Origin of the sequence: Bradyrhizobium canariense (assembly GCF_019402665.1) — a bacterium.
Classification (GTDB): domain Bacteria; phylum Pseudomonadota; class Alphaproteobacteria; order Rhizobiales; family Xanthobacteraceae; genus Bradyrhizobium; species Bradyrhizobium canariense.
The window spans coordinates 14,037-26,483 of record NZ_VSST01000044.1 but is presented as its reverse complement, the minus strand read 5'-3'; the positions used below and the strand labels follow the sequence as shown (position 1 = coordinate 26,483).

Genomic DNA, 12,447 nt, shown 5'->3' with positions numbered 1-12,447 from the left:
CGCAGTATTAGCGCTTGTTGTCATGGAAACGACACTCCCGATTCTTTCTTTGTCCGTGGCCGCCGCAGCGTCCGCTGCCGCCGCCTTCCCGAAAATCAAGGCACGGATCGAATTGTCCCGCGCCAAGCACCGCTCGCTCGCCGGGCACTCCAAGATGTCCCGGCGGGTGGCAAAGCTGCTCCCGTTCTACGAATTCGAAGGCGATGCGTACTTCGCTTGCGACGGCGCGCCGGCGAACGTCGCAGCCCAGCGCAAGGACGGCTTCTTCCGTCTCGCGCGTCTCTACGCCGAGCGCTACCCCAAGGGCCGCGCGATGACGAAGGACGCGGCGGAAAAGATCTCCGACCTGCACTTCACCGAAACCTACCGCGTGCCGTTCCAGTTCTCGCGCCTCGTCCGCGAGCATTTGGGCACCTCGACCTTCTTGGAGTCGTCGCGCGGCGTCACCGTCACGGATGTCGACGGCAACACCTCCTACGACCTCACGGGGTCCTACGGCGTCAACATCTTCGGCAACGACTTCTACAAGGAATGCATCGAGGGCTCCGAGAAGCGCGCGCACGCGCTCGGACCGGTGCTCGGCCCCTACCATCCCGTCATCCTCGAGAACGTGGCGCGGCTGTGCCAGATCTCGGGCCTCGACGAAGTCTCCTTCCACATGTCCGGCACCGAGGCCGTGATGCAGGCGGTGCGGCTCGCGCGCTATCACACCAGGCGCACCCATCTCGTTCGTTTCGCCGGCGCCTATCATGGCTGGTGGGGCGACGTGCAGCCTGGAGTCGGCAATCCGATTCCCGCGCACGAGACCTACACCCTCGCCGAGATGTCGGAGAAGACGCTGCACGTGCTGCGGACGCGCAAGGACATCGCCTGCGTGCTGGTCAACCCGCTGCAGGGGCTGCATCCGAATGGCAACGCGCCCGGCGACTCCTCGCTGGTTGATTCCTCTCGCGGCGGCAATTTTGACCGCACCGCCTACACCGAGTGGCTCAAGACGCTGCGCGAGGTCTGCGACCAGCGCGGCATCGTGCTGATCTTCGACGAGGTCTTCGTCGGCTTCCGTCTCGCGGCAGGCGGCGCCCAGGAGTATTTCGGCGTCAAGGCCGACATGGTGACCTACGGCAAGAGCCTCGCCGGTGGCCTGCCGGTCGGCGTAGTCTGCGGCAAGAAGGAGTTGATGCGCCGGTTCCGCGACGACCGCCCCGCCGACGTCTGCTTCGCCCGCGGCACCTTCAACTCGCACCCCTACGTCATGACGGCGATGGACGAGTTTCTGAGCCGGCTCGCCAGCCCGAACTTCCGCGCCATCTATGACGGATTGGACGAGACCTGGAACGGCCGCGCGCAAAAGCTCAACCAAATGATGGGCGATGCCGACCTGCCGGTGCGGTTCGCGAACTTCTCGTCGATCTGGACGGTGAAATACACCACGCCGTCCCGCTACAACTGGATGCTGCAATATTATCTGCGCGCCGAAGGCCTGTCCTTGAGCTGGGTCGGCACCGGCCGGCTGATCTTCAGCCTGAACTACACCGATGCCGATTTCACCGAGGTCGCCGAACGTTTCGTTCGCGCCGCCGAGAAGATGAAGGCCGACGGCTTCTGGTGGCACGATGGCGTCCTCACCAACAAGACCATCAAGCGGCAGATCCTGAAAGAGATGCTGGCCAAGCGCTTCGGACGCTAAGGTCGATTCTCCGCTCCAACACACAGTCGTTCCGGGGCGGCTCGAAGAGCCGAACCCGGAACCTCGAGATTCCCCGGTGCGCAATGCGCACCTGCGGTCTGGTCCTTCGGACCATCCCGGAATGACGGCGTCTGTGGCGGCGCTCAATTCCACTTCCCCGCACGCTGGGCGAGGCGAAGAAAACGCAGCGGCCGGGCCCAACACGTGGATGCCCGGGACGAGCCCGGGCATGACGCAACCATCAGACATCGGAGGCCTTGGTGAGAACGGCGCGCTCAGGCGTGCTGCTCTTCGAGTGTGGGCTCGCCGATCAGGCCCAGCGTGTGCTCGGGCTTGAGGTGCAGGCCGGGGTCCATCAGCTCGCCGCGCATCAGCGCCAGCGGCGCGTTGCGGTAGAGCATCAGATCGTGGAAGGGGTCGGTCAGGATCTTCGTCATCCAGACGAGGCCGGTCTCGACGTCGCGGATGAAGAACAGGTGCACCGTGCGGAACATCAGACCGCCGCCGCCGACCACGAGCCAGATCTTGGCGACCTGCCGCATGAAGTCGGTCGCGCCCGCCCAGGGCGTGAACAGTCCGAACAGCGTGGGATCAACCAACAGCACCAGTGGCGACAGCGCCCAGATCGACATCAGCACCACCTTGCGCTGAAGGTTGTAGCCGACCTTGATCTCTTCCTTGTGCTCGTGCGTCGCCTGGTTGATCTGGTCGTAGCCGTGCGGCTCGAAGAAGAAGTGACCCGCCTGGCGCGAGGTCATCGAGACCAGCCAGCCGACCAGCGCCGAGATCATGGGGTCGACGAACAGCCAGACATAGGCGAACAAGAAGCTCAGCGCGCTGACGAAGTGCAGGCTCTGATTGATGCGGCTGTGGTGATAGTAGCGGTGGTCGTCCCAGCGCTGGATCCGCAGCTGCTCGAGATAGTTCTTGATCATGCTCTCCCCCAAATGCTTTCGGGTTCAGGATTTACAGAGATTCGATGTAGGCCGTGTGACATCATCATTTTGTCATGTGACGATGCGCAGCGACGCGGTGACGCATGCGACGCGTGAGCTTGGGTTACGCCGCCTTGGCGACGTCGACCTTGCGGAAGCGCACCAGCGAGAAATGACCGAGCGGCGGGATCAGGCGGCGCTCGGCAAGCTCGATGCCGTTGGCGCCGGCGAGCCATTTGGCGTAACGCGACCAGGCGAACTCGGCGGTGCGGAAGCCGAGCGGACGCACCACCGGCTGCAGCTTCTGCTCGATGAAGCGGCGCATGCCGGTATCGGCGCTGACGCGGGTGAGGATGATCAGCTCGCCGCCGGGGCGCAGCACGCGGGCGAATTCGTCCAGCGCGACTTCCGGATTCGGCACGGCCGTGACGACGTATTGCGCCATCACGACGTCGAAGGAATTGTCGGGGAATTCGAGCTTCTCGGCATCCATCACCGCGAGGCCTTCGACGTTGTTCAGCTTGCCCTCGGCGACGCGCTGGCGCGCCTTGTCGAGCATCGCCTCCGAGATGTCGGTGCCGAAGATGCGCAGATGCGGCGCGTAGAGCGGCAACGAGATGCCGGTGCCGACGCCGACTTCGAGCACCCGGCCGCCGATCTTGTTGGTGGCCGCGATCGCAGCCTGCCGGCCCTTGGCGAACACGCCTCCGAACACCAGGTCGTAGACCGGCGCCCAGCGGTCATAGGCCTGCTCAACCGTGCCGCGGGTGAGGTCGAGCTGCTGGGTGCCGTCAAGGTTCATGATCTTAGCCATCGATGAGGTTCTCGCTGTGGTTCGAAACGTTTTGGGTCAACCGCGCACCGGCCGACGCGCCATGATCGGCGAGGCGCGCAAGGCACGGCTGGGCTGAAGTGAAGTGAGGTTGCCGACGAACTGGCGCGCGCTGTTTTCCCAGGAGCGCTCCAGCGCGAAATTGCGGCAGGTCTCGCGCGACATGGTGAGCGCGCGCAGGCACGCGGCGCGCAAATCGTGGTCGATCGCGCCGATCGGGTGATCCGCGATGACGTCCTTCGGACCCGTCACCGGAAACGCCGCAACCGGCGTGCCGCAGGCGAGCGCTTCGAGCTGCACCACGCCGAACGTGTCGGTCAGGCTCGGAAACACGAACACGTCGGCGGCGGCGAGATGCGCGGTAAGGTCAGCACCCTTCTTCTCGCCGAGAAACACAACGTCCGGATATTTCTTTTCGAGCGCAACCTTCTGCGGGCCGTCGCCGACGACGACCTTGGTGCCGGGCAGGTCGAGCGAGAGGAACGCTTCCAGGTTCTTCTCCACCGCCACGCGGCCCATCGTCATGAAGATCGGCCCGGGCAGATCGAGCTTCGCCGGAGAGTCGGGATGAAACAGCTCGGTGTTGACCCCGCGGGTCCAGAAGCCGAGCCGCTTGAAGCCGCGCTCGGAGAGCTCCTGCCGCAACGAGGGCGTCGCCACCATGGTCATGGCGGCGGCATCGTGGAAGTGGCGCAGCACGGCGTAGCCGACGCTCGCGGGGATGCCGGTCCGCACCGAGACGTACTCGGGAAAGCGCGTGGTGTAGGAGGTGGTGAAGGCGAGCCGGTTGCGACGGCAATAAGCCCGCGCCGCCCAGCCGATCGGCCCTTCGGTCGCGATGTGCAGCGCCTCCGGCGCCGCCCTCTCGATCCGCCGCGCAATCTCCTTGCCGCTCGGCAGCGCAATGCGTAGCCCCGGATATGTCGGTAGCGGCCACGACCGAAAACCGTCCGGGGTTAGGAAGTCGATCTCGACATCCAATGCCTTGGCCGCGCCAGCCAGCGAGGTCAGCGTCCGGACCACACCGTTGACCTGCGGATGCCAGGCGTCAGTCGCGATTAATACCCGCATGGGGAAATCCCGAGATTTTTATGATTCTCGGCTTTGGACCATCAACCACGGATATTTCAGGCGTGTGACGTCATGGAAGTGTCGGCCCGCTGTTTTGTTCGTTAACGGGTCCGCGCAGCCACGAAACCGTCATGAAACAATCCTTGCCGCCATGAAGCCGTTTTCGGTTTTCCGCGCAAACGTCCCGAAACTTCTTTCCGTTAGTGATTTCCGCAACAGAGCACCGAAACGGTGCCGGGTGACCAAAAAACACCGCGCAAACAGGGGCGACCAATGATCAATCCGGAGACGTTGAAGACTTATTCGCGCGCCGTTGCGTTTGGCGCAGTGGCTGTCACCGCGATCGCGTTCGCCGGCCCGGCCAAGGCCGCGCCTGTGCAGCTCTTCCCCTTCTTCCAGCCGCTGCCGCCGATCGCGGCGCCATACCAGCCTTATCAAGCCACACCCTATCAGGCCGCGCCGTCCGAAGATCAGGACGCCGTCGAAACGCCGGCCCGCTTCCGTCGCCAGACCGTCTCCTACGCAACGCGTGAGGCGCCCGGCACCATCATCATCGATACACCCAACACCTACCTCTATCTGGTGCTCGGCAACGGCCAGGCGATGCGCTACGGCATCGGCGTCGGCCGCGACGGCTTCACCTGGTCCGGCACCCAGTCGGTGACCAAGAAGGCCGAGTGGCCGGATTGGACCCCGCCGCCGGAGATGATCGCCCGCCAGCCCTATCTGCCGCGCCACATGGCCGGCGGCCCCGGCAATCCGCTCGGCGCCCGCGCCATGTATCTTGGCGGCACCATCTACCGCATCCACGGCACCAACGCGCCCGACACCATCGGCAAGCACGTCTCCTCCGGCTGCATCCGCCTGACCAATGACGATGTCGCGGACCTCTACTCCCGCGTCAACGTCGGCACCAAGGTCATCGTGCTGCCGATGACGGAACGCCGCGCGGATCTCGGAGCCGCGACGCGGTAAGCGACAGGACATTGTGACGCAAACGGCCCCGGAACCCACCGGGGCCGTTTTCGTTTGCCCTCGGCATCCCCAAGCGCGCGCGTGCTGCGGCGCGATCCCCGATGGAGGCGCGAATGCAACCACGTCCGCAAACGCCGCAAGGCACATGGCTGCACGCGATCGTCAGCGCCGGCGCACTGACGCTGCTGCTGACCGCACCCGCCTCGCGCGCACAGCAGCCGGCGAGCGACGACGCAGCCCAGCAGGCCTTCAACAATTCCTGCCGAACCTGCCACTCGGTGAAAGAGGGCGACAATCGTCTAGGCCCCAACCTCAATAAAATCGTCGGACGCAAGGCCGGCTCGCTGCCGAACTACAACTATTCCGCGTCGATGAAAGAAGCCGGCTTCGTCTGGGACAAGGACAAACTCACCCGCTTCATGGTCAAGCCGGACGAAATCGTATCCGGCAACAAGATGCAGCCCTATGGCGGCGTCTCGGCGGAGGAAGCGGCGAAGGTGATTGCCTATCTGGAGGCGATGGGCAGCCAGTAGGATCGCGGTGGCGCTACGTATCCGCCGGCTCATACCGTCGCTCCACGTGGAACGATTTCGCGGTAATCAGCCAGGTCCCATTGATGCAGTGGTACGCCAGATAGTCAACGTATTGGAGCACATCGATCCGAATGCGAACTTTCACCATGGCTTGCGCTGACGACGCCATATCGACCAGCAATATCTCCTGAAGGCGCGGGGCATTCTTCGATTTGGGCGACGCAGTCGACGCCAGCATCGTCCTGTAGTCGCGAACGGGCAGGATCCGCAATTCGGCGTCGCGAAATCCATGGAGTTGCGCAGTCGGCGCAAAGACGCGGTCGAACTGCGAAACGTCATTGTCGTACATCAGCACAAAGTAGCGTTCGACGGCCTCCAGCAGAGGCGCAAGGTTCGGGCTCTCGGTCATGGCTCGCTCCATCAGCAGCAAAGTCGGAGCAATCCATCCCACGGAAAACCGAGGCGTGTCCTTGCGAACTAGGCTAATCTCGAAGCCTCCGGCGCAACATTGCGCCCTTCTTGATCAAACGGGATGCGGTTCATGCCAAAATGCGAGCTGGATGCGATCGACCGGCGCATCGTCACCGAACTCCAGACCAACGCGCGACTGAGCAACATCGAACTGGCAGATAAGGTCGGATTGTCCCCGTCACCCTGCCTGCGACGGGTGCGACGGCTGGAGCGCGACGGCTATATCGACGGTTACCGCGCCGCCCTCCGGCGCGGCCGCCTCGGGCTCGGCTTCTCGGCCTTCCTCGGCGTCAAGATCAACGGCCATGCCAACGACCAGGCGCTGAGCTTCGAAAGGACAGTCGTTGCCATGCCCGAGGTCGTTGCCTGTCACCTCGTCTCCGGTGAAGCTGACTACCTCCTCGAAATCGTCGTGCCCGAGCTCGAGGACTACCAGCGCTTTCTCGTCGACAAGCTGCTCAACCTGTCCATCGTGCGAGAGGTTCGCAGCAGCATCGCACTCCAGACGCTCAAGGCCGGCGCACCCCTGCCGCTGGCACATCTCGCATAACCATGATCAGACTGCTGACACCAGCCGACGCCGCGCTCTACCGCCCCGTCCGGCTGGAGGCGCTCGCGAGCAATCCCGAGGCTTTCACCAGCACGCTTGAACGCGAACAAGACAAGCCACTCGCATGGTTCGAGGAGCGCCTCGCGATATCGGACGTGTTCGGCGCGTTCATCGCGGGCGAGCTCGTGGGGACCGCCGGCTTCCCCCGGGAGGACGGCGCGAAGACCGCACACAAGGGGGTGCTCTGGGGCATGTATGTGCGGTCGCGGGCACGGAAGTCCGGCACAGGGAGGCTCCTCGTCAACGCGGTCGCGGCGCATGCCGCAAAGCGCGTCGAGCAGCTTCATCTCGTCGTCGTCAGCGACAACGAGGCCGCGTTGCGGCTCTACGTGGCCGCAGGATTTGTCGAATACGGCCGCGGGATGAAGGCGCTGAAATACAATGGCCGATATTACGACGAGACCCTGATGGCCATGTTCTTCGACGGAAGCGACGCGGCCGCGGTGACGCGGCGGCCGTCTTAACGACCAACCGCCCTCCACCGCTCCGCAATCAGCCTCAGCCACGCCGCCGAATGAAACGCGCTCATCAGCAGATACATCGGCACCATCCCGCCGAGCATCGCCCCATGTCCGGAGCCGCACAGCATGTCCGCCGGGCCATCGACCATGGCCGTCAGCACGGCCATGATCGCGAAGGTCGGCGTCGCCGCCAGCGCCAGCCATCTGGCGAGGTGACGCGCGGCCACCACACCATTGCGGCTCGCGCCGGCCGTTGCGCTGACGGGGCTAGTCACGTCCTTCAGCCGCCTCCTCGCGAAACGCCTTCTCGCCGGCGGTCGAGATCTCGACCCATTTCTTGTCGGGCGCCGCGCCTTCGGTGTAGCTGTCGTGCCAGTTCCACCATTTGTAGGTCGGCGTTTGCGGATAGCCTTTCGGCGAATCCTCCCAGACCTCCTGCCGTCCCAGCGGCGTGATGTCGAGGTAATTCCAGGTGCCGCCCATCTGCTCGTCGCCCCGGCTCTTGACGAAATAGGTGCGGAAGATGCGCGTCCCGTCGCGGAAGAACACGTTGGTCCCGTGCCATTCGTCGACGCCGAAATCCGCATCGAAACTGTCGGTGACGGTGACCCATGGCATGGTCCAGCCCATCCGCTGCTTCAGCCTGATGATATCGCCCTGCGGCGCGCGCGAGGCGAACACCAGCGTGGTGTCGCGGGCATTGAGATGCGCGACATGGGCGACCTGGTCGGCGACCATGGAGCAGCCGCGGCAGGCATGATCCGGCCAGCCGAACACGCCCGGCTCGAAGAAGGCGAGGTAGACGATCAGCTGCCGCCGGCCCTGGAACAGATCAACCAGACTGACCTTGCCGCCGGGCCCCTCGAACGCATAGGTTTTGGTCACTTCCATCCACGGCATGCGCCGGCGCTCGGCCGCCAGGGCGTCGCGGGCACGGGTATGCGCCTTTTCCTTCACGAGCAGTTGTTGACGGGCAGCCTCCCAGTCCTGCGGCGACACCACCGGCGGTGTTTGCATGGCGGCCTGTCCGTTATTTCCTGCGTTGTCAGCTGATGTCATCATGGCTCTCCAACTTTTCCCGGGCGGCCGTTCCGTATCTCGCTGTGCAAGATGCGGAACCGCTCGCCCCTCGCCGCACATTGTCGGCCGTCAACGATCTCTCGCACCGGACGGTTGCGTGGTGGGAGTAACAAGTGTGGCGGGATTTGAATGGAGTCGCTGATCACGGCCGCGGCGCGCGCGCTCCAAGCCGGCGATCCGCTCGGCGCGCTGAACCGCGTTGCGCTGCGCAATGATGCACCTTCGCTGGCGCTGCGCGGCATCGCGATGGCGCAGCTCGGCGATCTCGCCAAGGCGAAGACGTTGCTGCGCAGCGCCGCACGCGCCTTCGGCCCGAGAGAGGCGGTCGCGCGCGCCAGGTGCGTGGTCGCGGAAGCCGAGATCGCGCTCGTCTCGCGCGACCTGAATTGGCCGGCTAAGACGCTCGCGGCGGCGCGAGCGACGCTCGCAAGCCACGGTGACCTCGCCAACGCCGCCCATGCGGGTCACATCGAGGCGCGCCGACTTCTCCTTCTCGGGCGCCTCGAAGAGGCCGAGCGCACGCTGGCCGAGATCAACACCACGCCGCTGCCCCCGGCCGCGCAGGTCGCCCGCGAGCTCGTGATTGCCGGCATCGCCATCCGGCGGCTCCGAACGAAGGACGCGCGCGCGGCGCTCGGCCGCGCGGCGAGCGCAGCACGGCAGGCCGGCATTGCAGCGCTTGCAGCCGAGGTCGAAAGCACGAGCCGCGTGCTCGACACGCCCGCAGCGCGCCTGATCACGCGCGGGCACGAACGGCCGTTACTGCTCGAGGAGGTCGAGGACCTCGCGACATCGGAGGCGCTCGTGGTGGACACGTTCCATCACGCGGTTCGCAGGCAGGGCATCCTCGTGCCGCTCGGAACGCGGCCGGTGCTGTTCGCGCTGGCCCGCATCCTGGCGCAGGCCTGGCCCGCGGACGTCTCGCGGGAAACGTTGATCACGGGCGCGTTTCAGGCAAGGCACGTCGACGAATCGCATCGCGCCCGGCTGCGCGTCGAAATCGGACGGCTCCGCACCAAGCTCGAGCCTCTCGCCGACGTCAGCGCGACGAAGCAGGGTTTTGTGCTGGCGCCGCGCAAGACACCGCGCAAGACGCGGGAGGTTCTCGTGCTGGCACGACCCGTCGAGGAGAAGCACGCCAATGTGCTCGCCTTCCTCTCCGACGGCGAGCCCTGGTCGAGCTCGGCGCTCGCGTTGGCGCTGGGAACGAGCGCGCGCACCGTGCAGCGGGCCCTCGAAGAGCTGGCGCGATCGAACAAGGTACAGTCCTTCGGACACGGACGGGCGCGGCGCTGGATGACGCCGCCCGTGCCGGGTTTCCCGACAGGCTTGTTACTCCCCGGACCGCTCCTGAAGACGTAAAGTGGGATTCACACTACAGGGACCGAGCAGATGAAACGTTCAGCCGCCGAGATCGTCAGGGAATACGGGCCCTATGCTGGCGTCGAAGCCGTGCACGGCGTCACCTATGACGGCAGCCATATGTGGTTCGCATCCGGCGACAAATTGAACGCAGTCGACCCGGCCGATGGCAAGATCACCCGCTCCATCGATGTCGCTGCGCATGCGGGAACGGCGTTCGACGGCCGCCACCTGTTCCAGATCGCCGAGGACCGCATCCAGAAGATTGACGCTGCGACCGGCAAGGTGCTCGCCACCATCCCTGCACCTGGCGGCGGCGGCGATTCCGGACTGGCCTGGGCCGAGGGCTCGCTCTGGGTCGGGCAGTATCGGGAACGCAAGATCCATCAGGTCGATCCCCAGACGGGAAAAATTCTCCGCACCATCGAAAGCAAGCGCTTCGTCACCGGCGTGACCTGGGTCGAGGGCGAGCTCTGGCACGGCACCTGGGAAGGCGAGGACAGCGACATCAGGCGGATCGACCCTGATACGGGCAAGGTGCTGGAGCAGCTCGACCTGCCCGCCGGGACGATGGTGTCAGGATTGGAGTCCGATGGCGGCGACCGCTTCTTCTGCGGTGGCGGAGATCGCGGCAATGTGAGAGCGGTGCGCCGTCCGAAGCGCAGCTAGGGTGCGCCATGACGAATGCGCGACAATTGCGCGTTCGCAGCCGTTAATATGTTTGCCCCAATTCCACCCCATCGGTGGGCTCTAGCGCCCTCCTCGCCTGCCCTGTAGACTTCTGCCCTGGGGCGGCCTGGGGGATTGATGCGACTGACGCTGAACTTGAAAACTGTCCTGATCGCCGTCGCGGTGCTCGCGGCGTCGTTTTTCATCAGCCTCAAGGCGATGGACTGGCTGTCGCCGCGGGCGACGAATTCCGCGCCGCCGGTCGCGCAATTGCCGCCGCTGCCGCCGGTCTCGAAGAGCTCGATCGTGGTGGCGCCGGTCGCCATCGCGCTGTCGGCGATCCGCGAGCAGGCCGAGAAGGCCGCTCCGCGCAATTTCGCCGGCAAGGCCGAGAACCCGATCTCGCAAATCCTGGAGAACGGCGACATCGGCTGGTCCGCCGTGCGCGGGCCGATGTCGGCTGTCGGCGACAAGGACGTGCTGACGATCTCGACGCCGCTCACGGGCAAGCTGAACGTGACGGGCTCGCTGTCGTCGAAAGCCACCGGCGCGCTCGGCGAGGCGCTCGGCAGCGTGCTCGGCGGCAATGCCGCGAAACAGATCGGCGCGGTCAACATCAAGAATCTGAACGCCAGCGCCGAGATCAAGGGCAACGTCGTCGTCACCTCGCGGCCGAAGCTCGCGGCCAACTGGCATCTCGAGCCCAATCTCGGCGCCCAGGTCAACCTTGGCGACACCAACCTCAACATCTCCGGTGCCAAGGTCAACGTGCCGGCGCAGGTAAAGCCGCTGATCGACAAGACCGTCAGCGAACAAATCAACGCCGTCTCCGAACGGATGCGCAACGATCCGACCTTGCGGGAGAACGCGAAGCTGCAATGGGCCAAGGCCTGCCGCTCGATCCCGCTGCAAGGCTCGGACTCCTCGGCCGCACTGCCGCCGCTCTGGTTGGAGATGAAGCCGATCCGCGCCATCGCCGCGCAGCCGCGCGTCGACGCGCAGGCCGTGACGTTGCTGATGGGCCTGGAAGCGGAGACGCGCGTCACCTCCACGCCGACCAAGCCCGACTGCCCGTTCCCCGACAAGATCTCGATCGTGCCGCCGACCGGCACCGGCGTGAACATCGGCGTACCCATCGACGTGCCCTTCACCGAGATCAACAAGCTGATCGCGGCGCAGATGGTCGGCCATACCTATCCCGAGGATGGCTCCGGTCCCGTGGACGTCACTGTGAAAAGCGTCAACGTGATCCCGTCGGGCGAGCGCCTCCTGATCTCGCTGCTGGTGCGCGCCAAGGAGAAGAAGAGCTGGCTTGGTCTCGGCGCCGAAGCGACCGTGCACATCTGGGGCCGGCCGATGCTCGACCAGGCGCAGCAGACGCTGCGGCTCGCCGACATCCAGCTCGCGGTGGAGTCCGAGGCGGCCTTCGGCCTGCTGGGTGCCGCGGCGCGCGCGGTGGTGCCGCAGATGCAGCAGGCGCTGGTGCAGAAAGCGACAATCGATCTGAAGCCGATTGCCGCCAATGCACGCGAGAAGATCGCAGCCGCGATCGCCGATTTCCAGAAGAGCGAGGACGGCGTCAAGGTCGAGGCGAAGATCGACAGCCTGACGCTGGCCGACATCGCCTTTGACTCCAAGACGCTGCGCGTGATCGCGGAAGCTGGCGGATCGCTGAATGTGTCTGTGACGAAACTGTCGGGAATGTAGCGCGCCTTTCCTCGACGGGTCCGTGCGCGTCGTTACTTGCGCCGCTGGCATTCT

General features: G+C 65.2%; 14 protein-coding genes. 8 read left to right on the top strand and 6 right to left on the bottom strand.

Going from position 1 to position 12,447, the window contains the following annotated elements:
- The first annotated feature begins 22 nt into the window (after window positions 1-22).
- A complete protein-coding gene (locus tag FXB41_RS23665) occupies window positions 23-1,687 on the top strand; it encodes an aminotransferase class III-fold pyridoxal phosphate-dependent enzyme (protein ID WP_219683406.1) in 1,665 nt (554 codons plus the stop codon).
- Between the two features lie 275 nt (window positions 1,688-1,962).
- Here FXB41_RS23665 and FXB41_RS23660 read toward each other — a convergent pair whose 3' ends face one another.
- From FXB41_RS23660 to FXB41_RS23650, 3 genes are all read right to left on the bottom strand, one after another.
- The gene (locus tag FXB41_RS23660) at window positions 1,963-2,622 is read right to left on the bottom strand and encodes a hypothetical protein (RefSeq protein ID WP_219683405.1); all 660 of its coding nucleotides are present in this window, start codon (window positions 2,620-2,622) and stop codon (window positions 1,963-1,965) included.
- Between the two features lie 124 nt (window positions 2,623-2,746).
- The gene (locus FXB41_RS23655) at window positions 2,747-3,436 is read right to left on the bottom strand and encodes a class I SAM-dependent methyltransferase (protein WP_007600811.1); all 690 of its coding nucleotides are present in this window, start codon (window positions 3,434-3,436) and stop codon (window positions 2,747-2,749) included.
- A 36-nt stretch (window positions 3,437-3,472) separates the two neighbouring features.
- Window positions 3,473-4,525, bottom strand: coding sequence for a glycosyltransferase family 4 protein (locus FXB41_RS23650; protein ID WP_007600810.1), 1,053 nt, complete (start codon window positions 4,523-4,525; stop codon window positions 3,473-3,475).
- Between the two features lie 273 nt (window positions 4,526-4,798).
- On the opposite strand from FXB41_RS23650, the gene FXB41_RS23645 reads away from it, so the two are divergent.
- A complete protein-coding gene (locus tag FXB41_RS23645; RefSeq protein WP_219683404.1) occupies window positions 4,799-5,500 on the top strand; it encodes a L,D-transpeptidase in 702 nt (233 codons plus the stop codon).
- A gap of 113 nt (window positions 5,501-5,613) precedes the next feature.
- Window positions 5,614-6,033: a c-type cytochrome gene (locus tag FXB41_RS23640; protein WP_246649102.1), complete on the top strand. Its 420-nt coding sequence runs from the start codon at window positions 5,614-5,616 to the stop codon at window positions 6,031-6,033.
- 13 nt (window positions 6,034-6,046) lie between these two features.
- Here the strand turns inward: FXB41_RS23640 and FXB41_RS23635 are convergent, their stop codons facing one another.
- Window positions 6,047-6,442, bottom strand: a complete 396-nt coding sequence (locus FXB41_RS23635) for a nuclear transport factor 2 family protein (protein WP_007600801.1) — start codon at window positions 6,440-6,442, stop codon at window positions 6,047-6,049.
- Between the two features lie 132 nt (window positions 6,443-6,574).
- On the opposite strand from FXB41_RS23635, the gene FXB41_RS23630 reads away from it, so the two are divergent.
- Both FXB41_RS23630 and FXB41_RS23625 read left to right on the top strand, forming a co-directional pair.
- Window positions 6,575-7,054, top strand: coding sequence for an Lrp/AsnC family transcriptional regulator (locus FXB41_RS23630; protein ID WP_007600800.1), 480 nt, complete (start codon window positions 6,575-6,577; stop codon window positions 7,052-7,054).
- A gap of 2 nt (window positions 7,055-7,056) precedes the next feature.
- Window positions 7,057-7,578 carry a GNAT family N-acetyltransferase gene (locus FXB41_RS23625; RefSeq protein WP_219683402.1) on the top strand — a complete coding sequence of 174 codons (522 nt, stop codon included), beginning with the start codon at window positions 7,057-7,059 and terminating at the stop codon, window positions 7,576-7,578.
- Here FXB41_RS23625 and FXB41_RS23620 read toward each other — a convergent pair.
- On the bottom strand, window positions 7,575-7,850 hold the full coding sequence (locus FXB41_RS23620; RefSeq protein ID WP_007600798.1) for a hypothetical protein: 276 nt from the start codon (window positions 7,848-7,850) through the stop codon (window positions 7,575-7,577). The genes FXB41_RS23625 and FXB41_RS23620 overlap by 4 nt on opposite strands.
- Complete coding sequence (locus FXB41_RS23615; RefSeq protein WP_219683401.1) at window positions 7,843-8,637, bottom strand: DUF899 domain-containing protein; 795 nt, start codon at window positions 8,635-8,637, stop codon at window positions 7,843-7,845. Before FXB41_RS23615 ends, FXB41_RS23620 begins: the two co-directional genes overlap by 8 nt.
- Before the next feature lie 147 nt (window positions 8,638-8,784).
- Between FXB41_RS23615 and FXB41_RS23610 the strand changes: the two genes are divergently transcribed.
- The 3 genes from FXB41_RS23610 to FXB41_RS23600 all read left to right on the top strand — a co-directional run bounded on the left by FXB41_RS23610 (window position 8,785) and on the right by FXB41_RS23600 (window position 12,393).
- Window positions 8,785-10,017, top strand: coding sequence for a hypothetical protein (locus FXB41_RS23610; RefSeq protein WP_007600796.1), 1,233 nt, complete (start codon window positions 8,785-8,787; stop codon window positions 10,015-10,017).
- Between the two features lie 30 nt (window positions 10,018-10,047).
- A complete protein-coding gene (locus FXB41_RS23605; protein WP_007600795.1) occupies window positions 10,048-10,686 on the top strand; it encodes a Vgb family protein in 639 nt (212 codons plus the stop codon).
- 138 nt (window positions 10,687-10,824) lie between these two features.
- Window positions 10,825-12,393, top strand: a complete 1,569-nt coding sequence (locus FXB41_RS23600) for a DUF4403 family protein (protein ID WP_007600794.1) — start codon at window positions 10,825-10,827, stop codon at window positions 12,391-12,393.
- The last annotated feature ends 54 nt before the right edge of the window (window positions 12,394-12,447 follow it).

Excerpts from the sequence above, each read along its gene's own strand:
- FXB41_RS23665 (WP_219683406.1), top strand. The coding sequence starts at position 23 with ATGGAAACGACACTCCCGATTCTTTCTTTGTCCGTGGCCGCCGCAGCG.
- FXB41_RS23660 (WP_219683405.1), bottom strand. The coding sequence starts at position 2,622 with ATGATCAAGAACTATCTCGAGCAGCTGCGGATCCAGCGCTGGGACGAC.
- FXB41_RS23655 (WP_007600811.1), bottom strand. The coding sequence starts at position 3,436 with ATGGCTAAGATCATGAACCTTGACGGCACCCAGCAGCTCGACCTCACC.
- FXB41_RS23650 (WP_007600810.1), bottom strand. The coding sequence starts at position 4,525 with ATGCGGGTATTAATCGCGACTGACGCCTGGCATCCGCAGGTCAACGGT.
- FXB41_RS23645 (WP_219683404.1), top strand. The coding sequence starts at position 4,799 with ATGATCAATCCGGAGACGTTGAAGACTTATTCGCGCGCCGTTGCGTTT.
- FXB41_RS23640 (WP_246649102.1), top strand. The coding sequence starts at position 5,614 with ATGCAACCACGTCCGCAAACGCCGCAAGGCACATGGCTGCACGCGATC.
- FXB41_RS23635 (WP_007600801.1), bottom strand. The coding sequence starts at position 6,442 with ATGACCGAGAGCCCGAACCTTGCGCCTCTGCTGGAGGCCGTCGAACGC.
- FXB41_RS23630 (WP_007600800.1), top strand. The coding sequence starts at position 6,575 with ATGCCAAAATGCGAGCTGGATGCGATCGACCGGCGCATCGTCACCGAA.
- FXB41_RS23625 (WP_219683402.1), top strand. The coding sequence starts at position 7,057 with ATGATCAGACTGCTGACACCAGCCGACGCCGCGCTCTACCGCCCCGTC.
- FXB41_RS23615 (WP_219683401.1), bottom strand. The coding sequence starts at position 8,637 with ATGATGACATCAGCTGACAACGCAGGAAATAACGGACAGGCCGCCATG.
- FXB41_RS23610 (WP_007600796.1), top strand. The coding sequence starts at position 8,785 with ATGGAGTCGCTGATCACGGCCGCGGCGCGCGCGCTCCAAGCCGGCGAT.
- FXB41_RS23605 (WP_007600795.1), top strand. The coding sequence starts at position 10,048 with ATGAAACGTTCAGCCGCCGAGATCGTCAGGGAATACGGGCCCTATGCT.
- FXB41_RS23600 (WP_007600794.1), top strand. The coding sequence starts at position 10,825 with ATGCGACTGACGCTGAACTTGAAAACTGTCCTGATCGCCGTCGCGGTG.